Origin of the sequence: Mahella sp., assembly GCF_020054945.1 — a bacterium.
Classification (GTDB): domain Bacteria; phylum Bacillota; class Clostridia; order Mahellales; family Mahellaceae; genus Mahella.
In genome coordinates this window covers 48551-66377 of sequence record NZ_JAIHAU010000004.1, presented here as the reverse complement: position 1 = coordinate 66377, position 17827 = coordinate 48551, and the positions used below count along the sequence as shown (strand labels likewise).

Genomic DNA, 17827 nt, shown 5'->3' with positions numbered 1-17827 from the left:
ATCAGCGCCCTCCTTGCTTTAATCTCTCGGCTTTTTGGTACACTTCATCGATATTACCCACCATCAGGAAAGCCTCTTCGGGCACATCGTCCATATGACCGTCTACTATCTCCTTGAAACCCTTTATAGTTTCGTTGAGCGGGACATATTTACCCGGCATGCCGGTGAAGGTCTCGGCTACCGAGAACGGCTGCGATAAAAAGCGCTGTATTTTCCTGGCGCGATAAACGGTCAATTTATCGTTGTCGCTCAGCTCCTCTATACCGAGTATCGCTATTATATCCTGAAGCTCTTTATAGCGCTCCAGTATCTCTTGTACGCGCCGAGCCGTATTATAATGCTCTTCTCCGAGTATGCGGGCGTCTAATATGCGGGATGTGGATGCCAGCGGGTCGACGGCCGGATATATGCCCATTTCCACTATGTCTCTCGACAGCACGGTCATGGCATCCAAATGAGCAAATATAGCGGCCGGAGCAGGATCGGTCAGATCGTCGGCCGGCACATATACGGCTTGGACAGATGTAATAGAGCCGCTTTTTGTTGAGGTTATGCGCTCTTCCAGCGAGCCTACATCTTGAGCTAATGTGGGCTGATAACCTACCGCCGACGGCATCCTGCCCAAAAGGGCCGATACCTCAGAGCCTGCTTGCACATATCGGAATATGTTGTCTATGAACATGAGCACATCCTGATGCTCTACATCGCGGAAATATTCCGCCAACGTAAGCCCAGTCAAGGCCACGCGCATGCGCGCACCGGGTGGTTCATTCATTTGACCGAACACCATGGCGGTTTTGTCCAGCACGCCGGATTCTTTCATTTCATTCCATAGTTCATTGCCCTCGCGCGTGCGCTCGCCGACGCCGGTGAATATCGAAAACCCGCCGTGCTCGGTGGCTATATTGTGTATCAGCTCCATTATGAGGACGGTTTTGCCCACGCCAGCACCACCGAATAAGCCTATTTTACCGCCCCTGGGATATGGCGCTAACAGGTCTACCACCTTTATGCCGGTTTCAAATACCTGGCTGACCGGTTGCTGTTCTGAAAATGCAGGAGATTCCCTGTGTATGGGCATATAATCTGTGGCTTTCACATCGCCGCCGTCATCTATCGGTTGGCCCAATACATTAAATAGGCGTCCAAGCACGCCTCGCCCTACCGGCACCTTTATCGGGCCGCCTGTATCAGTAACTTCCATACCGCGCTGCAGACCATCGGTGGAGGCCAAGGCTATGCAGCGGACTACATCGCTGCCGAGATATTGCGCCGTTTCTACTACTACCTTGCCGTTATCGGCGCTGATCTCTAAAGCATTATTCAGATCGGGCAGATATCCGTTATCGAACCGTACATCCACTACCGGCCCTATAATCGATATCACATGCCCTATATTGTTGTTCGTACTCAATGTCATCACTCCTTTGCAATAGCGTTGGCGCCGCCTATAATTTCGGCCATTTCCTGTGTGATGGCCTCCTGGCGTACGGTGTTGTAGGTCAATGTAAGGTCTTTTAACAATTCATCTGCATTATCTGTAGCGGTCTGCATGGCTAACATGCGGGCGCTGTGCTCGCTGGTGAAAGACTCTACCAATGCGCCATATATGAGGCCTTTTATGTATTCGGGCACCAGCACCCTGAATACCGCATGGCGCGACGGTTCATATTTTATAAATTCTCTTATGCCGTCGTTATCCTCATCTAACTTGAGACGTTCGGTTTCCAACGGCAGCAGACGCAAAGTCCTCGGCTCTTGCCGGCTACCGCTTACCAATTCAGTATATATTACATATATCTCATCCAATAGCTGCTGATTGTATAGCCTTACCATCATATCGGCTATATCCCTGGCGTTGTATATACTCGGATCCTGTGCTGTGTATAAGAATTCGACGTCTATAGTATAACCGTGGCTTATAAAGTAACGCCTGCCAACTTCGCCTACGACGAACAATGAGCGCTCAGGCTTATCATCCATCTGAGCCACCGCTTCTTTTATAATATTGTGATTGTATGCTCCGCATAAGCCCCGATCTCCGGTGATCACTATATACCCTATTCTTTTGGGACGGTCGCCTATATCGCGCGATATAAAATGACTGGTTACGTCGGGTGAGTGCTGGAGGATATCGGCCATGGTCTCGCGTATCTTATGGTAATAGGGCAGGGTCGCATTCAGTTGTGCGCGCGCCCGCCTCACCTTTGTGGTGGATATGAGGTACATGGCCTTGGTTATTTGCTGCGTTTCTCTGACACTCTTTATACGTTCCAGCAACTCACTTCTGCTCGGCATTTTTGTCACCCGGCCTTTGCTTATATTCTTCTATGAAAGCATGCAATGCCTGTTTTATGCTTGCTTCGGTATCATCATCCATTGTGCCTGTTTGTTGTATGAACTGCATGGCTTGTGCCGCATGGAGCTCCATATATTCGATTAATGACGGTTTCAAGTCGTTTATGGCTTCCACAGGTATACCTTCAAGATAGTTGTTTATGGCCGCATAGAGCAGCACAACCTGATGGCTTACCGGCAGCGGTTTATATTGTTCCTGCTTTAACATTTCGGTAATTCTTTCACCGCGTGCCAGGCGCCGGCGTGTGTTATCGTCCAGTTCGGCTCCAAATTGGGCAAAGGCGGCCAGCTCGCGGTATTGCGCCAGCTCCAGACGAAGTGTGCCGGCGATTTTTTTCATCGCTTTGGTCTGAGCGGCGCCTCCTACCCTGGACACCGACAAGCCAACATTTACAGCCGGTTTGACGCCGGCCAGGAATAATTCGTTTTCAAGATATATCTGACCGTCAGTTATGGATATAACGTTGGTCGGTATATAAGCCGATATGTCGCCGGCCAGCGTTTCTATAATAGGCAAAGCGGTCATAGATCCGCCGCCTAATCTTTCATCCAAACGCGCCGACCTTTCCAGCAGGCGTGAATGCAGGTAAAATACATCTCCAGGGAATGCCTCACGGCCCGGCGGACGGCGCAGCAGCAAGGAAAGGGTACGGTAGGCTACGGCGTGCTTGGATAGGTCGTCGTATATTATAAGCACATCCTTACCGCTATACATGAATTCTTCAGCTATGGCGCAGGCCGCATATGGGCATACATATTGCAGCGCCGCAGGTTCGCTTGCCGACGCCAGTACCATGACGGTATAATCCATAGCGCCAAATTCATCAAGCGTATGTGCTAATTGCGCCATAGATGACGCCTTCTGGCCTATACCCACATATACGCATATGACGTCCTGGTCTTTTTGGTTCAATATGGTATCCAATGCTATGGCAGTTTTGCCGGTTTGCCGGTCACCTATGATGAGTTCGCGTTGGCCGCGGCCTATAGGTATCATCGAGTCTATGGATACGATGCCGGTCTGCAATGGTACCGTTACCGGTTGTCGATCTATAATTGGCGGCGCGGGATTTTCTATGGGCCTGCTCTTATCGGACGGTATCGGGCCTTTGCCGTCTATGGGGCGGCATAGCGCATCCACTGCGCGGCCTATCAAAGCATCGCCCACAGGTACCGATATAACGCGGCCGGTGCGCTTTACCTGCGTTCCTTCCTTTATATCCGATGACATGTCCAAAAGCACGGCTCCTACGCTGTCCTCGTTCAGATTCATAGCCAGACCATATACATCGTTACCGAAATCCAGCATTTCATTGCTCATGCAATGCTCCAAGCCATATATTATGGCTATGCCGTCGTTGTACCGGGTAACATAGCCGGTATCTTCAACATGGGCCTTTTGATCAAAGCCCTCTATCTCCTGACGAAGGATAGAGGCTATTTCATTTATTTTTACGGGCATTTAAACACCTCGCTTTCTAAACGGAAATATTGGCTGCAAGCCTTCTGGCAGCTGATTTTATGGCACTTAAGCGCGAAGCGATGGAGCGATCTATCGTACGGCCGCCTATCTCCAATCTCAAGCCTCCTATTATGGATGGGTCTACGATATTTTCGATATATACCGATTTGCCATACGTTTTTTCCAGTTGACCCTTCAGCATAGCCATTATATCAGGATTCAGCGGGCGAGCAGCGACGGCCCGTACCTCGAGTATACCTGCATGGCGGCGATATAAATGGGCATATTGCTTTACTATATCGCCCAGCCGACTAAGACGGCGGTTTTTTATTATTATGCCGATGAACCTTATTATCTCCTCATCGCATGTATCGGAAAATATCCTTCTTACGGCACGCGCTTTTTCATCCATGGATATTATGGGATTCATCAATGCCTTAAAGAGATCGGAGCTGGCGCTTACAGTTTCCATGACGGTTTGCAATTGCTGCATATATGCCTCTATGCGGTTTTTATCCACAGCGGTTTCGAATAATGCAGCGGCGTAGTTTTCAGCGACTGAATCGGGCATATTCCTACCCCCTTATGCCTTGTTCTATAATGGACTTTACAAGCTGTTCGTCGGTTTCAGCATCCAGCTCGCGCTGCAGTATTTCAGATACCGCTGCCATGGCAAGCGCGGCTATCTGATCCTTGGCATGCTCTATGGTCAGTTCTTTTTGCCTTTGTGCCTCAATTTGGGCTTTGGTGAGTATAGTTTCGGCCTGAGCTTTAGCATCGTTTAAGATGGCATTCATCTGTTGCTCGGCTTTGTCCCTTGTCTCCTTTAACAACTGATCGGAGCGCTGCTTTATATCGTTTAATTGCTGTACATACTGTGCATACAGCTCTTCGGCCTGCTGTTGACGCGTTTTGGCCTGCTCCAGCTGGCTCTGTATATTTTTGCTGCGGTTTTCCATGAAATTCATAAGAGGCTTATAGAGCAGCTTTTTCAATATATAATAGAGTATAAACAGGTTTATGACCACGAATATAGGTGTGGCCAATATATCCCACATAGCATCATTTCCTTTCGTGCTATATTATGCGAGTACCAGTATAAGTATGGCGGTCAGCAGGCCGTATATGGCGGTGGCTTCGGACAACGCCGCGCCTATGAGAAGGTTGCGGAATATAGCGTCGGCCGCTTCCGGTTGACGCGCTACGGCGTCTACGGCTTTGCCTGTGGCCATGCTTATGCCTATACCTGCTCCTATGCCCGTTAATGCTGCTATTGCAGCTGCTATTGCTGTCATAATATTATCTCCCTTCTATTCCAGTGCTTCTCTTAGATATATCATGCTCAAAAATAGGAATATCACTGTTTGAATGAGGCCGTCGAACAAATCGAAATACAGGCTCAGTATCGGTGGCACCCCTATGGGTATAAACGAAAATACCAGATCCATTATTATCATGGATGCCAGTATATTACCGAATAACCGAGCAGCCAGCGATAACGGCCGTATAAAATAATCCATAAGATTAAAGGGCACCATTATTGCTATCGGTTCGGCTATGCTATGCAGCCAGCCACCCACACCCTTGTATTTTATTGAACCGAATATAATCATTACCATGGTCATTATGGCGAGTGTCGCCGTCAGCATTATGTCGCTTGTAGGAGGGCGCAGGCCGAGTATGCCCAGCATATTGGCCACGGCCAGAAACAGCGCTACAGTGGTCAGATAAGGGATGAACGGATCGGCTTTATCGCCGAGGTTTTGCTTTATAAAGGATGATATCATATCCCACAAGGCCTCTACGGCATTTTGCAAGCCATGCGGCACGGTTTCCCACTTCAATGTCAAACGTATGATAATTGCCGCGCTTATCAGTATGGCCATTACTATCCACATATTTACCACCGTCTGGGTGACCGGTATACCGCCCAATATCGGTATGGTAAAGACGGTTTTAGCCGTTATCTCGATGTCCATCTGGTTTTGTCACCTCCCTTCGCATATGCATTATTACTGTAACAGGCATGACGATACCATACACGCCAAGGCCTATTATAAAACCAAAGGTAGCGGCGGGCTTTAAAAGATAAATTATACCGGTAGCCACGATTAAAAGTAATATATTCCATAGCGGGTATACCATAGCCTTAGATATTATATTTGCCGTAGATGTGGGTTTTATGTACCCGCTTATGAGCGACAAGAATGCGCCGAAACGCCATATCGCGAGGGCGGTGCCTATGGCTATGCCCAGCGGTATATATATATCGCGATTTAAAATATATATTATCAATGCGGCCAGTACAGTGACAATTATTGTTGCATCGGCGGTTTTGCGGCGTATTTTCCTTGTATCATTCGTATGTATCGCCTCTTTTCCTTAGCCATTTTATACTAATGATAATACTTTTCCAAAGTGATTTCAATAGCAACTTTAATGCCAATGTTAATTTATAGTATGGCAAATTCAACGCTTGCAATGATATAAAGCCTACGCCAGCACCGAGCCATTACGAATTGCAGCTGGAGAAGGTTTAACAAGGGCTTGCTTTTGGTGTATAATACAATAAAGCAATGTATCGCAAGCAGCACATGGGCACATCCAAGCTGTCCATCTCAGCTTCGATACGTCCATGTTTTCAAAAATGGAATTCGAAATCATGGAGCTAAAAGGATTATCGAGCAAATATTTTATCATAGGAGGATTTATATGAAGGTAGGGCTTGCCTTGGGCGGAGGAGCGGCGAGAGGATACGCGCATATAGGGGTATTGAAGGCGCTGGAGAGCCGGGGTATACACCCTGATTATGTGGCGGGCTGCAGTATGGGAGCCCTCATAGGAGCCATCTATTGTACGGGCATATCTATGGACATGTTGGAAGAATTGGCGGTTACTATTACGCCAAAATATTGGTTGGATATTTCATTATCGCGTACAGGCTTACTTCAGGGCAAGAAACTTGAATCGGTCATCGCCACGCTGACGGGCAACCGCAAAATGGAAGACCTCAGCATACCGTTTTGGGCCGTGGCCACCGATGTTATGGCTGGCGAACCGTATATATTCAAAAGCGGTAGTATAGCCACCGCGGTCAGAGCCAGTACGGCTATACCGGCGATATTTGAACCAGTCTACCTTGATGATCGCATATTGGTGGACGGCGGATTTGTAGATCTTATTCCAGCGGATTTGGTTAAGGAAATGGGGGCTGATGTTGTAATAGCTGTAGATGTAGGATTTTCATCGACTTCGATTAATCCGTCCAATGCCGCTGAACTGCTCATGCTTTCAATAGATACACTGCAAAAGCAACTTTATAAGTATAAGGTAATAGATGCGGATTATATAATACGCCCTGACGTATCGGGTATAAAGCCTAATCAGTTCGAGAGGGCGCAGGAATGCATAAAGATAGGGGAACAAGCTCTGGAAGGGTATGATATTTGAGAGCATTGTATGTATGAAGATCTACAGTATTTGCGCATACGTCATATAGGGTATATAATTAGTTAAAAGCGATCGACGAGGAGAGTACATATGCAGTATCTGTTGCGTTTGGTAAAGCAGGCCAGACCTTATTGGAAGTACCTTATAGCTGCTGCTCTTAGCATGCTGGCAGTGACGGGACTAAACCTCATAGGGCCTAATCTTATCAGCCGGTTGGTTGAAGTAGTGACCAATCTCGACCAATACCCCGATGCTCGGAGCGTTATATTGAATTTGGCCCTCATACTTCTTATATCTTACGCTGGCAGGACATTGTTCGCCTTCTTATACCGCTACTTGGCGCACTATGCGGCATGGCGCCTTGTAGCGGATATGCGCGTTATAGTGTATGATAAGCTCCAGCAGCTATCGCTCAGATACTATCATGATAAGCAGACAGGCCAGCTTATGTCCAGGGTCACCAACGATACGGCTACTTTTGAAATGCTGATAGCCCATGCTGTGCCCGATCTGGTCACCAATGTGCTCATACTCATAGGCGTAGCTGTCGTCCTATTTTCCAAAAACGCTGCTTTGGCGGCGCTGACGCTTATACCCATACCTTTTTTGGCTTATGCCGGCTTTGTATTCGTCAAAAAGATACAGCCCAATTTCAGATATGCCCAGAGGGCGCTGGCCGATTTCAACGCTGATTTACAGGATAATCTGTCGGGTATACGCGAAATACAGATATTTAATAGGCAGGAATATGAAACGATAAAACTCAGGCAGCGTTCTTATGCTCATGCCGATGCGATATTACGAGCACTTAAACTAAGCGGTATATTCCATCCCATAGTGGAATTTTTCAGTTCGCTGGGCACGGTTATCGTAGTGGCGATAGGAGGCCTTATGGCCATGGCCGGCAATCTCCCTGTGGAAGATATAGTCGGCTTCGTTCTGTACCTTGGTATGTTTTACCAGCCTATAGGAGCGCTGGGACAGGTGATGGAAAACCTGCAACAGGCCTTGGCAGGGGCCGAGCGTGTATTTGAGGTGTTGGATACCGAGCCCGACGTTAAGGAAAAAGAAAATGCTATCGAGCTGAAGGATGTAAAAAGTGAGATAACATTTGAGGATGTAACTTTCTATTACAGACCAGATGTATATGTTTTGAAGGATATATCTTTTGAGATAAAACCCGGGCAGATGGTGGCCTTTGTGGGCCCAACCGGTGTGGGCAAAACTACTATAATGAGCCTGTTGGCCCGCTTTTATGATCCTGTGTCAGGGCGCATAAAGATAGACGGCGTCGATATACGCGATGTAACGCTGCGCTCGTTGAGGGATAATATAAGCATGGTGCTGCAGGATGTGTTTCTTTTCAACGGTACCGTGGCTGAAAATATAGCGTACGGCACTGAAAATGCAACTATGGACGATATAATAAATGCTGCTAAAATAGCATGTGCTCACGACTTTATAATGACTTTTCCGGATGGTTACGATACCTATATAGGAGAACGCGGCGTAAATTTATCCGGCGGGCAAAAACAGCGGTTAGCCATAGCCCGTGCCGTGCTGCGCGATACGCCTATACTGATACTGGATGAGGCCACTTCATCTGTGGATGCCGAGACCGAGCGCCAGATACAGAATGCAATAAATAATCTGGCCAATAGCCGTACCATACTTATAATAGCCCATAGGCTATCTACCGTAAAAAAGGCTGATAATATCATCGTGCTCGATGAGGGCCGCATAGCCGAGCAGGGTACCCATGAGGAGCTGATAAAACGCGGCGGCCTATACAGCTATTTGTGTTCAATGCAGTTCAATACTGAGGACACAGTAAAGATGGCTTAATTATCGGTATATCCATTGCTCGAACAATTTGTCTATAGCATCGGCATCGCCATATATCTCGGCTGCTAACGTCTGAAAGTCTTGGGTGGTGGCTATTTTCCACTTGTATCGGAGCAGATATTCCTGCAGCAGCTTAAAGTAACTGTCATCGCCCATTTGCTGCCTCAGGGCATCGTGGAACAGTGCCCCTTTGTCGTATACTACTATATAATATTGTGACTTAGAAAAACCTGATATAGGGCTGTATAATACACCGTCCGAGGTTGTTTTGAGACGCTGGCTTATTTTATCGAGGGCCTGTTGCTTGCGTTGTATCCCATAACGCGATTCATAGTATATCACTTCGGAGTAGCGCGTTAACCCTTCGTCCAGCCATGGCTCGCGGAATTCATCATTGCCCACCATATTGAACCACCATTGGTGAGCTACCTCATGCACTACCTCGCGTTCAACATCTTTACCTTTGAATACAGCCGGTGTATATAATGCTATGCCGGAGTATTCCATGCCGCCGGAGCGCAGAGGGGCCTCAGCCAATACCATATAGTCGTACGGGTATGGCCCAAATCGCTGTTGGAAGATCGATAAAGCGTGTTCGGCGTAGTCTAGCATAGACTGCGCCACATCAGGAGATCCACTGGCATATGCTGCAGTAACGGTGATACCTCCCGCCTTTTTGCTGATCGTTTTATAGTTTGCCGATGAAGCGAAACAAAAGGTACGGGCTGGGGATGCTGTGACGTGGACTAGGCGGCGATTGCCTTCTACCGTATCGTATTCCACGTGGCCGCCGAACACCGCTTTCTGATTAGCCGGCATGGATAGCTTTATGTCGTAATCGGCAGCATCGCTTATGTACGGATCGCCGTTGTAATAATATGGAGAGATTATCCAACCACTGTCGCTACGCGCGGCTAATGACGGATAAAAGCGCGACAATGCATAAATGCCGTTTTTGTATCCATAGTCGCCGAGCTTATCAGTAACGACCGGTATATCGCCGGTAAAGAAGACGTCGAGCTTTACCTTTTTCCACGGATATATGGGTTTAGGAGGCCGTATTACCACCGTATTGGCGGAATATTCGAACTCAACCTCCGCCTCGTCCAGCATGATTTTTTGTATATCAGTAAGGCGTTCATCGGTATTCTGATAAAGCTGTAAATATATATCATTTAGAGGTTCATCGCCTGTATTTTTAAAGAATATGATTTCATGGCCGGATATGGTATTCTTTTCAGTATTCAATACAAGGCTCATTTCATATCGCGGCCGATTTAGTTCGGGTACTGTATCATCTGCCGGTTCCTGCTGCTGCACCGCGTCGCTGGTTTGCGACGCAGGTGGCGTGGGCGATGGGCGTGCCGGCAACAACATAGCACAGCCTGATACTGTTAGCAATAATATTATTATTATCCATATGAAACGATGTTTCATCTAGTCCTCCTATAATAGACGCTATATATTTTATATCGGATATTATAAGTATATCATAACAACTTTTTGCATGGTATAATAATGACGGAAAGATTTCCACAGTATTTGCTGAAGAAAGGGCGATATTTATGGAATGGAAACACGTCGATGGGGAAAATAGAGGCAAGATCAATTTCTTTGCTTTGAGCACATGCATTTGGTGCAGAAAGACCAAAGCGCTTTTGAACAGATTGGGTGTGGATTATTATTACATCGATGTCGATCTGGTCACCGGGGATGATGTCGATAAGGTGAGGGACGAGATGGGCAGGTGGAATCCTATGCTTTCATTTCCTACTATTATTATAGATGATGACAAAGTGATTATCGGTTATAGGGAACAAGAGCTTAAGGAGGCGCTCGGATATGGAGATAAATAAAGAGGATATAGATAGGTTGTATAAAGAGAAAAAAGCCGAAGCCGAAAGCTCAGGCTATAGGTTGAATCCGGATGCGGATTTTACGCTTGGCTTGATGGAAGGCCTGCTTATAAATGAAAAACGGTATGGTTATCAATCTTGTCCATGCAGACTGGCATCGGGCCGGATTGAAGACGATCGCGACATCATATGCCCATGCGATTACAGGGATGCTGATGTAGCGCAGTATGGTTCTTGCTATTGCGGTTTATATGTATCGCAAGAGATTGCGAACGGCGATGTGCAAATACAGCCTATTCCGGAGAGAAGGGGAAAAAATGAGCAACACGAGGGTGTGGATTCTTCCTTCAGCGGTTCACTTCCGTTGCCGGTATGGCGATGCAAGGTTTGCGGATATCTGTGCGCTCGTCAACAACCGCCCGAAGCATGCCCTATATGTAAAGCAAAAAAAGAAAAATTTGAGAGATTTATGTAAATTAAAATATAGCGCAGCGGCATAATAATTAAGAATACTACAAAGAATATTATATGTTTATAATTTAAAATTGTTATGCAGGAGGAAATATTATGAAAAAGCTGCGAGTAGGCATTATAGGTGTGGGTATGGCGTTTGAAAAGCTCCATTATCCACCATAGGGATATTATAAAGCGCACCGATATAGATGTTTTCGATATAATGGTGCCTATAGAGCTTAACTTTCAGGTTACTGAAGATGTCGCCAAGGCCGGTAAGCCTATAATATGCGAGAAACCGCTGGCACCCACACGCCAGGAAGCCGAGGCCGCAAGGGAGCTGCCAAAGCGGTATAATATACCGATAATGATAGCTGAAAATTACCGGTATAATGAAGAGAATAATATAATCAGGGACCTTATCCGCACACAGGATATAGGTGAGGTTTATTATTTTATAGAAAACCGTGTCGCGAACTTTCCGGACGAAATGCTCAAAGATGATTTTGCGGCACGCGAATGGCGCCAGCATCCGGAATTTCCCGGCGGCATATTCATGGATTACTGTGTCCATGATATAGCGGGTTTACGCCATATATTCGGTGCCATAGACAGCGTGCATGCTTTCGGCCGTAAGCAAAGGGATATGGAGGAAGATGAATTCTCCCCTTATTCTGTAATTCAGGCCAACATGCAGTTTAAGAGCGGCGTATTGGGCCAGTTTAGTTTCTTCGATGAAGGCATGGAGATGCAGCGGCCGCTTATAGGACTGCGCATATTTGGCACAAAAGGTGAAGTGTATTTGGAAGAGCGCTCGTGCGGCACGATAAACATTGCGTATAACGACGGTACTAGCCGGCAGATACCATATACGCCGGGGCGCGGTTACTATAACGAGCTGGCCAATTTCTACAATGCTGTTATGGGACAAGAGCCTCTGTATACGACGCCGGAAATGGAGTACGGGGATGCTATAACGATATTCGCGATACTGGATTCTATAAAGAGGAAATCTCCGGTAGCGGTGGACAGAGAATTGGCCTTTGCAAGATAACATAATAAGGAGTGCCAAAGGCACTCCTTAGGTTTTATTATTTCTTCGGGTATCTGCATGGCGTTTCTCACTTGGCGCACAGACAAAACGGATGTCCCTCTGGGTCGAGCATCGTCACGAAATGTTCGCCGCCAAATTGCTTTGCGGCTTTGGTTGCACCGAGTCGGATGGCTTCATTAGCAACGGCGGGCAAATCGTCAACTTGAAAGTTGAAGTGCATTTGTTTCTGTTGCTTGCCAGCTTCCTCCGGCCAGACAGGAGGGACATGCTTTACTTCGGGCACTGTAAAGAGAATCAATAAACCATTATCTCCAACAAGGGCAGGACAGCCATAAGCCTCGCGCTTTTCCCAGCCGGTTAAAGCGGCGTAAAAATCGCGTGTTCGAGCGGGGTCGGCGCAGTCGATGGAAATGTCGCCGATGGAGATACCTCTTTTTTGCCCTTTTCCGAAATAATCATCAGCGAGGATTGCGTAATATGCTGCATCGCATATCCCTTGATTGTTTCGGTTGGCTTGTCGCATGGTTCCTTCGTATTTAAGACCTGCTTTTGCCATAACCTTACCGGAATTACGGTTTCGCGGGTCAAAGCACGCTTCAATCCTATTTGCACCGACTTCTTCAAAGAAAAATCGGACAAGACGGGTCAGCGCTTCACTTGTATAGCCTTTATGCCACCAAGGTCTGCCGATACAATAACCGATATGTACTAAATTCGTGTTGTCTTCTACTTTTACTGCTGAAATGCTGCCAATCGGCTCATGAAGACTTTTAAGCTCGATCGCCCACTCGTATTTTCTTTCAGACTCGTAGGCGGAGAGCCAATTCTTTATGACCTCACGCGAAATATCAACATTTTTGTGCGTAGGCCATGTTAAGTATTTTGTCACTTCCGGGTCGCTCGCCCAATTGCGGAACATTGGTTCTGCATCGTCCATCGTGAACCGCCGAAGTATAAGCCTCTCTGTTTCAAGCGTAACTGTACCTTTGTGTGTCATAGCATCAACCTTCCCAATTATCCTTAAGATAAAGCATATTGCAAATCGAAGATGTCCCAAAATCTGTGGAATTTGGAGTAGCAGTTCATACCTATGAGAAAATTAAATGAAGAGGAACCGTTTAATGGGAGTATATCACAATATCAAGGTTGTTGGCAATAATATTTTGGCCCAAAGTATGGCAGCAGTTTGCCCTTATATTAACCAAGAACAAACAAACGATCTGACGCGGGCTGGTGAAGAAGGCTTTGCTGCTTTTATAGGGTAAAAACAAGAGCATTGAAGGAATCGATAGGCTTGCAAACGCATTGCGGGAAATGTATAATGAAAGAAAGATTACGTATAGGGGGTTATATTTATGGGGATAGGCGTTAGCTCGTATAGTTATAGCAAATGCCGAATGGATGCCTTACAGATAGTACATAAGGCGGCCGAAATGGGTTTTAAGCACATCGAATTCTCCGGTTTGCCGCTAATGCCCGACGACATGGATCCATTGGTTTATGCTGCGGAAGTGAAACAGGCATGTGACGAGGCCGGCATCGAAGTGGTAAATTACGCTGTAGGTGCCGATTTTATAAACAATGGTCTGGATAACGAAATAGAACGCCTGAAACAAGAAGTGAAGATAGCCTTTGAGTTAGGGGCGTCCTTCATGCGCCACGATGCTACTTATGGCTTTTCGCCGGATTATCATGGACCGAGAGGATTTGATGATGCGCTGCCGGTTTTGGTGAAGGGTTACCGAGCTGTGACCGAATATGCTGAGGGACTAGGCATAAAGACCATGGTAGAAAATCATGGATTCTTTTGTCAGGACAGCGACAGGGTAGAGAAACTGATAAACGGTGTAAATCACACGAATTTTGGGCTTCTGCTGGATATAGGCAACTTTCTCTGTGCTGATGAGGACCCGGCCATTGCGGTGGGCAAACTGTTACCGTATGTGTTTCACGTGCACGTTAAGGATTTTCATGTAAAAAGCGGCATGCTGCCCGATCCGGGCGACGGATGGTTTAAATCGCGTGCCGGAAATTATCTCAGAGGGGCTATTATAGGTCATGGCGATGTGCCCGTTATACAGTGCCTTAAAATGCTCAAGACATACGGTTATGACGGTGTTATATCTATAGAATTTGAGGGGATGGAGGATGCGATATTGGGCATAAGCGTGGGCAGAAGCAATCTTGAGCGGTATATGCGCTCGGTAAAATAATGGGGGGCGCACCCGATTTCTTATATTATCCAGCCTATGCCTAGTGCAGATATGATGCCAAGAAGCGTGCCGGCCATTATATCAGATGGATAATGATAACCGAGGTACACGCGCGATAGGGCCACCAAGACTGCGGCTGACATACTTATGGCGGCGATAGCCGGCCAGTATAAAGTCAATGATGTAGCAAGGGCAAAGCTTGCTGTGGAATGACCGGATGGGAAAGAGGGGTCCTTTGGTAGCTTACCCAGTATGTTTACGTCTTTAAGCGTGACAAAAGGCCTCATCCTGCGCAGCAACAGCTTAAGCAATTGCACCAGACAGTGGCTCGATACTAAAGCCGCTAAAGCCTGCCAGCCGACGATTTTAGTATCGCTTTTTCCGAAAAGTATTATAGCAAGCGCTAATCCTATAGTGAAAAAAGCATTTCCCATATGCGTTATACGCGGCATCGCTGCGTCCAGCGTCCGGCATTTTAGTTTATGGTTTATAAAATAGAAGGTCATGGCCTCTATGTTTTTTGCTATATTTGTGCAATGTTGCATTGCAAGCCTCCTTTACAAAAGCTACTTCGTCTAACTATATTATACTGCATATTTCATTTCTTTGCGTTAAACTGATGTTAATTTTTTTTATATATTGACGGTGTACTGACTATGAGGGATAATATATATGGTTCACTAACAAAAGGAGAAACGCGTTTCGATGAGAGTAATAATAAACGGAGATAAGGATTTATACACAAAGTTTGTGGAAAATCATCCTAAGGGGCACATACTTCAAACACTGGAATGGGCTGCGGTTAAAGACGATAATTGGGAACACGTATATGTGATGTTGGAAGACCAGGGGAATATCAAGGCATCTATGCTGCTGCTCATAAGAAAGCTGCCGATAATAGGTAAGAATATGATATATTCGCCGAGAGGCCCTGTATGCGATATGCACGATAAAACGGTGTTGACATTCCTTATTACTGAGGTGAAAAAGCTGGCCAAACAGTACAACGCCATTATGCTCAAGATAGATCCGGATATAAAAGCCGATGACAGCGAGGTTATCAAAAACCTTGAAGATTTAGGCTTTATGAGAAATGAAGAGGCCTTAAATTTCGAGGGTATACAGCCGCGCTTTGTATTTCGCCTTGATATAAGGCCTGATTTAGATGAGCTTATGGCCAATTTCCACAGTAAGACGCGCTATAATATACGACTGGCCGAAAGAAAGGGCGTAACGGTTCGCATGGGTACACGCCAAGATTTGCCAGCATTTCATCAGATTATGGAGGTCACAGGTTTAAGGGATAATTTTGTGGTCCGGCCGCTTTCATATTTTGAGAAAATGTATGACTGCCTGTACGATAAAGGATATATGGAGTTGGCTTTGGCAGAGTATCAAGGCCAAATTGTTTCGGGTATTATTTGTCTTTTTTGCGGTGATAAATGCTGGTATCTATACGGGGCCAGCAGCAATGAGCACAGGAATGTCATGCCGAATTATCTCCTGCAATGGGAGATGATAAAGCGCGCCAAAGAGCGGGGTTGTACAATGTATGATTTTCGTGGCGTTTCCGGCGATATAAATCCAGACAACCCTTTGTACGGCCTTTATAGATTTAAGAAAGGCTTTAATGGAGAATTTACTGAGTTTATAGGCGAATTCGATATGGTATTGAGCTCTATGTGGTATTCCATATGGCAAAAGGCTGTACCTGCATTCCGAAAGGCGCGCCGCAAGGTGACGCTTATGTTGAAACGCTCAAAGGAGGATATGGAGAAGCACGAACATGATGCGGTAGGAGGAATGGAATAGGTGCTTGCAAGGTATTTGGAGGTAGATAAAAGGGCTATTATCAATAATCTGGAAGCTATACAAAAGGAGGTAGATGTGCCCGTCATGGCGGTGGTGAAAGGCAATGCTTATGGGCATGGCGCCGTAGAGGTATCGACAGCATTGGCCGATGCCGGTGTAGAGTGGTTTGGAGTGGAATTTTTGGATGAGGGTGTGCAGATTAGAGAAAGCGGTATAGAAGTAAGGATATTGTGTTTTACCGGTCCGGTGGATAGAGATGACTGCCGAAAATTCATAAAATATGATATAACGCCTGCCATATATAATCTCAATGCCGCGGCTATGCTCAACGACATAGCTGCTCAAGAGGATATTATGTTTAAGGTGCATTTGAAATTCGATACGGGTATGGGACGTTTCGGTTTTACATACGATGAATTGGATGGAGTCATTGACAGGTTAAAGGCATTTGAACATTTGGAGTACGAAGGGGCGTTTACTCATTTCGCGGCGGCGTTTGCCCAAAAGCCGGATTATACGCTGTCGCAGTTGGAGCGTTTTAATAAATGTTTGGACAAGCTGGGAGCAGGCGGGATAAAAGTGCAGATACGCCATGCGGCCAATTCGGTTGCGGCCATGGATTTTCCGCAGGCACGGTTGGATATGGTGCGTGTGGGAGGGGCGCTTTTTGGTACTGCTATGTTTAAAAATAAATCGGTTAAGCTTAAAAAAGCAGCTTTGTTAAAAGCAATATTAATAGATGTGAGGGATATGCCCAAAGGTGCATATATAGGTTATGGCTGCACATATCGTACGCCGAAGCCTATGCGCATAGGCGTAATACCCTTTGGCTATTTCGAGGGGCTGAAGGTACAGCGCCGCAACTATGCATTTCGCTTTTTGGATTTATTAAGAATATTGTATCACGATATTATGGATTATCTTAGGCCGGTACCAATCGTATTCAAAGACGGCAGGCCTTTGCGTATCCTTGGCAGGATAGGCTTGCAGTTGGCAGTCGTGGATTTAAGCGACGTTGACGCCCACCCGGGCGACGAGGTATTGGTGGCTATAGATCCCGTATATCTCGACGATACGGTGCCGAGGATATATAAATATAATGAGGTAGTGTCAAACAAGATGGAAAAATGACAGTGAGCCGATTTAAAATACAACGATTCATTTGCCAGCTCAAACAAATTAAAGCCGTTTTTATTTTTATAAACGCCTTTCGATAGAGGGTTATGGCAGCCGATGCCGAGGGTTATGAATGGAAAAATCCCGTATGGAGAAACAGCGACGGCACGGTGGCTGAATGGTAAATTTATAATTTGTTGACCGTTTG

At 46.3% G+C, this 17827-nt stretch carries 20 protein-coding genes and 1 pseudogene; 9 read left to right on the top strand and 12 right to left on the bottom strand.

Annotated elements, in window-relative coordinates; genetic code table 11:
• Position 1: 1 nt before the first annotated feature.
• The 8 genes from atpD to JG770_RS01600 are packed head-to-tail and all read right to left on the bottom strand — an operon-like array spanning position 2 to position 6115.
• The gene (atpD, locus tag JG770_RS01635) at positions 2–1420 is read right to left on the bottom strand and encodes a F0F1 ATP synthase subunit beta (RefSeq protein ID WP_291954320.1); all 1419 of its coding nucleotides are present in this window, start codon (positions 1418–1420) and stop codon (positions 2–4) included.
• Complete coding sequence (gene atpG / locus JG770_RS01630) at positions 1420–2298, bottom strand: ATP synthase F1 subunit gamma (protein WP_291954319.1); 879 nt, start codon at positions 2296–2298, stop codon at positions 1420–1422. Before atpG ends, atpD begins: the two co-directional genes overlap by 1 nt.
• Positions 2282–3820 carry a F0F1 ATP synthase subunit alpha gene (gene atpA / locus JG770_RS01625; protein WP_291954317.1) on the bottom strand — a complete coding sequence of 513 codons (1539 nt, stop codon included), beginning with the start codon at positions 3818–3820 and terminating at the stop codon, positions 2282–2284. The genes atpG and atpA overlap by 17 nt, the downstream gene beginning before the upstream one ends.
• Before the next feature lie 16 nt (positions 3821–3836).
• Positions 3837–4391, bottom strand: a complete 555-nt coding sequence (gene atpH / locus JG770_RS01620) for an ATP synthase F1 subunit delta (protein WP_291954314.1) — start codon at positions 4389–4391, stop codon at positions 3837–3839.
• Positions 4392–4395: 4 nt separating this feature from the next.
• Positions 4396–4878 carry a F0F1 ATP synthase subunit B gene (gene atpF, locus JG770_RS01615; protein WP_291954310.1) on the bottom strand — a complete coding sequence of 161 codons (483 nt, stop codon included), beginning with the start codon at positions 4876–4878 and terminating at the stop codon, positions 4396–4398.
• A 24-nt stretch (positions 4879–4902) separates the two neighbouring features.
• Entirely contained in the window at positions 4903–5115 is a 213-nt protein-coding gene (gene atpE / locus JG770_RS01610) for an ATP synthase F0 subunit C (RefSeq protein ID WP_291954307.1), read from the bottom strand.
• 15 nt (positions 5116–5130) lie between these two features.
• On the bottom strand, positions 5131–5799 hold the full coding sequence (locus JG770_RS01605; protein WP_291954305.1) for a F0F1 ATP synthase subunit A: 669 nt from the start codon (positions 5797–5799) through the stop codon (positions 5131–5133).
• Positions 5777–6115 (bottom strand): hypothetical protein, encoded by a 339-nt coding sequence (locus JG770_RS01600; RefSeq protein WP_291954303.1) that lies wholly within the window; start codon positions 6113–6115, stop codon positions 5777–5779. The genes JG770_RS01605 and JG770_RS01600 overlap by 23 nt, the downstream gene beginning before the upstream one ends.
• A 417-nt stretch (positions 6116–6532) precedes the next feature.
• Between JG770_RS01600 and JG770_RS01595 the strand changes: the two genes are divergently transcribed.
• Complete coding sequence (locus tag JG770_RS01595; RefSeq protein WP_291954300.1) at positions 6533–7270, top strand: patatin-like phospholipase family protein; 738 nt, start codon at positions 6533–6535, stop codon at positions 7268–7270.
• 90 nt (positions 7271–7360) lie between these two features.
• Positions 7361–9115 (top strand): ABC transporter ATP-binding protein, encoded by a 1755-nt coding sequence (locus JG770_RS01590; protein ID WP_291954297.1) that lies wholly within the window; start codon positions 7361–7363, stop codon positions 9113–9115.
• Here JG770_RS01590 and JG770_RS01585 read toward each other — a convergent pair whose 3' ends face one another.
• Positions 9116–10552, bottom strand: coding sequence for a M1 family metallopeptidase (locus JG770_RS01585; RefSeq protein ID WP_291954294.1), 1437 nt, complete (start codon positions 10550–10552; stop codon positions 9116–9118).
• A 128-nt stretch (positions 10553–10680) separates the two neighbouring features.
• Here JG770_RS01585 and JG770_RS01580 point away from each other — a divergent pair, with 128 nt between their 5' ends.
• The 3 genes from JG770_RS01580 to JG770_RS01570 all read left to right on the top strand — a co-directional run bounded on the left by JG770_RS01580 (position 10681) and on the right by JG770_RS01570 (position 12478).
• A complete protein-coding gene (locus JG770_RS01580; RefSeq protein WP_291954292.1) occupies positions 10681–10971 on the top strand; it encodes a glutaredoxin family protein in 291 nt (96 codons plus the stop codon).
• Entirely contained in the window at positions 10958–11446 is a 489-nt protein-coding gene (locus JG770_RS01575) for a ferredoxin-thioredoxin reductase catalytic domain-containing protein (protein WP_291954289.1), read from the top strand. The genes JG770_RS01580 and JG770_RS01575 overlap by 14 nt, the downstream gene beginning before the upstream one ends.
• Before the next feature lie 120 nt (positions 11447–11566).
• Entirely contained in the window at positions 11567–12478 is a 912-nt protein-coding gene (locus tag JG770_RS01570) for a Gfo/Idh/MocA family oxidoreductase (protein ID WP_291954287.1), read from the top strand.
• A 67-nt stretch (positions 12479–12545) separates the two neighbouring features.
• Here JG770_RS01570 and JG770_RS10625 read toward each other — a convergent pair whose 3' ends face one another.
• Complete coding sequence (locus tag JG770_RS10625) at positions 12546–12884, bottom strand: VOC family protein (protein ID WP_363320876.1); 339 nt, start codon at positions 12882–12884, stop codon at positions 12546–12548.
• 30 nt (positions 12885–12914) lie between these two features.
• Positions 12915–13475: pseudogene (locus JG770_RS10620) on the bottom strand (GNAT family N-acetyltransferase); the annotation flags it as partial.
• A gap of 106 nt (positions 13476–13581) precedes the next feature.
• On the opposite strand from JG770_RS10620, the gene JG770_RS01560 reads away from it, so the two are divergent.
• Positions 13582–13743 (top strand): hypothetical protein, encoded by a 162-nt coding sequence (locus JG770_RS01560; protein ID WP_291954281.1) that lies wholly within the window; start codon positions 13582–13584, stop codon positions 13741–13743.
• Positions 13744–13833: 90 nt separating this feature from the next.
• The gene (locus JG770_RS01555) at positions 13834–14691 is read left to right on the top strand and encodes a sugar phosphate isomerase/epimerase family protein (protein WP_291954279.1); all 858 of its coding nucleotides are present in this window, start codon (positions 13834–13836) and stop codon (positions 14689–14691) included.
• Positions 14692–14711: 20 nt separating this feature from the next.
• Here JG770_RS01555 and JG770_RS01550 read toward each other — a convergent pair whose 3' ends face one another.
• On the bottom strand, positions 14712–15236 hold the full coding sequence (locus JG770_RS01550) for a phosphatase PAP2 family protein (protein ID WP_291954276.1): 525 nt from the start codon (positions 15234–15236) through the stop codon (positions 14712–14714).
• 160 nt (positions 15237–15396) lie between these two features.
• On the opposite strand from JG770_RS01550, the gene JG770_RS01545 reads away from it, so the two are divergent.
• Positions 15397–16503: a peptidoglycan bridge formation glycyltransferase FemA/FemB family protein gene (locus tag JG770_RS01545; protein WP_291954273.1), complete on the top strand. Its 1107-nt coding sequence runs from the start codon at positions 15397–15399 to the stop codon at positions 16501–16503.
• Positions 16504–17634 (top strand): alanine racemase, encoded by a 1131-nt coding sequence (gene alr / locus JG770_RS01540; protein WP_291954271.1) that lies wholly within the window; start codon positions 16504–16506, stop codon positions 17632–17634.
• Positions 17635–17827 lie beyond the last annotated feature (193 nt).

What these genes read in the sequence shown, in the direction of transcription:
- JG770_RS01595 (WP_291954300.1), top strand. Translation starts at nt 6,533, where the DNA reads ATGAAGGTAGGGCTTGCCTTGGGCGGAGGAGCGGCGAGAGGATACGCG.
- atpG (WP_291954319.1), bottom strand. Translation starts at nt 2,298, where the DNA reads ATGCCGAGCAGAAGTGAGTTGCTGGAACGTATAAAGAGTGTCAGAGAA.
- JG770_RS01550 (WP_291954276.1), bottom strand. Translation starts at nt 15,236, where the DNA reads ATGCAACATTGCACAAATATAGCAAAAAACATAGAGGCCATGACCTTC.
- JG770_RS01605 (WP_291954305.1), bottom strand. Translation starts at nt 5,799, where the DNA reads ATGGACATCGAGATAACGGCTAAAACCGTCTTTACCATACCGATATTG.
- atpD (WP_291954320.1), bottom strand. Translation starts at nt 1,420, where the DNA reads ATGACATTGAGTACGAACAACAATATAGGGCATGTGATATCGATTATA.
- JG770_RS01590 (WP_291954297.1), top strand. Translation starts at nt 7,361, where the DNA reads ATGCAGTATCTGTTGCGTTTGGTAAAGCAGGCCAGACCTTATTGGAAG.
- JG770_RS01560 (WP_291954281.1), top strand. Translation starts at nt 13,582, where the DNA reads ATGAAGAGGAACCGTTTAATGGGAGTATATCACAATATCAAGGTTGTT.
- atpA (WP_291954317.1), bottom strand. Translation starts at nt 3,820, where the DNA reads ATGCCCGTAAAAATAAATGAAATAGCCTCTATCCTTCGTCAGGAGATA.
- atpF (WP_291954310.1), bottom strand. Translation starts at nt 4,878, where the DNA reads ATGTGGGATATATTGGCCACACCTATATTCGTGGTCATAAACCTGTTT.
- JG770_RS01545 (WP_291954273.1), top strand. Translation starts at nt 15,397, where the DNA reads ATGAGAGTAATAATAAACGGAGATAAGGATTTATACACAAAGTTTGTG.
- atpE (WP_291954307.1), bottom strand. Translation starts at nt 5,115, where the DNA reads ATGACAGCAATAGCAGCTGCAATAGCAGCATTAACGGGCATAGGAGCA.
- JG770_RS01580 (WP_291954292.1), top strand. Translation starts at nt 10,681, where the DNA reads ATGGAATGGAAACACGTCGATGGGGAAAATAGAGGCAAGATCAATTTC.
- atpH (WP_291954314.1), bottom strand. Translation starts at nt 4,391, where the DNA reads ATGCCCGATTCAGTCGCTGAAAACTACGCCGCTGCATTATTCGAAACC.
- JG770_RS01575 (WP_291954289.1), top strand. Translation starts at nt 10,958, where the DNA reads ATGGAGATAAATAAAGAGGATATAGATAGGTTGTATAAAGAGAAAAAA.
- JG770_RS01555 (WP_291954279.1), top strand. Translation starts at nt 13,834, where the DNA reads ATGGGGATAGGCGTTAGCTCGTATAGTTATAGCAAATGCCGAATGGAT.
- JG770_RS01585 (WP_291954294.1), bottom strand. Translation starts at nt 10,552, where the DNA reads ATGAAACATCGTTTCATATGGATAATAATAATATTATTGCTAACAGTA.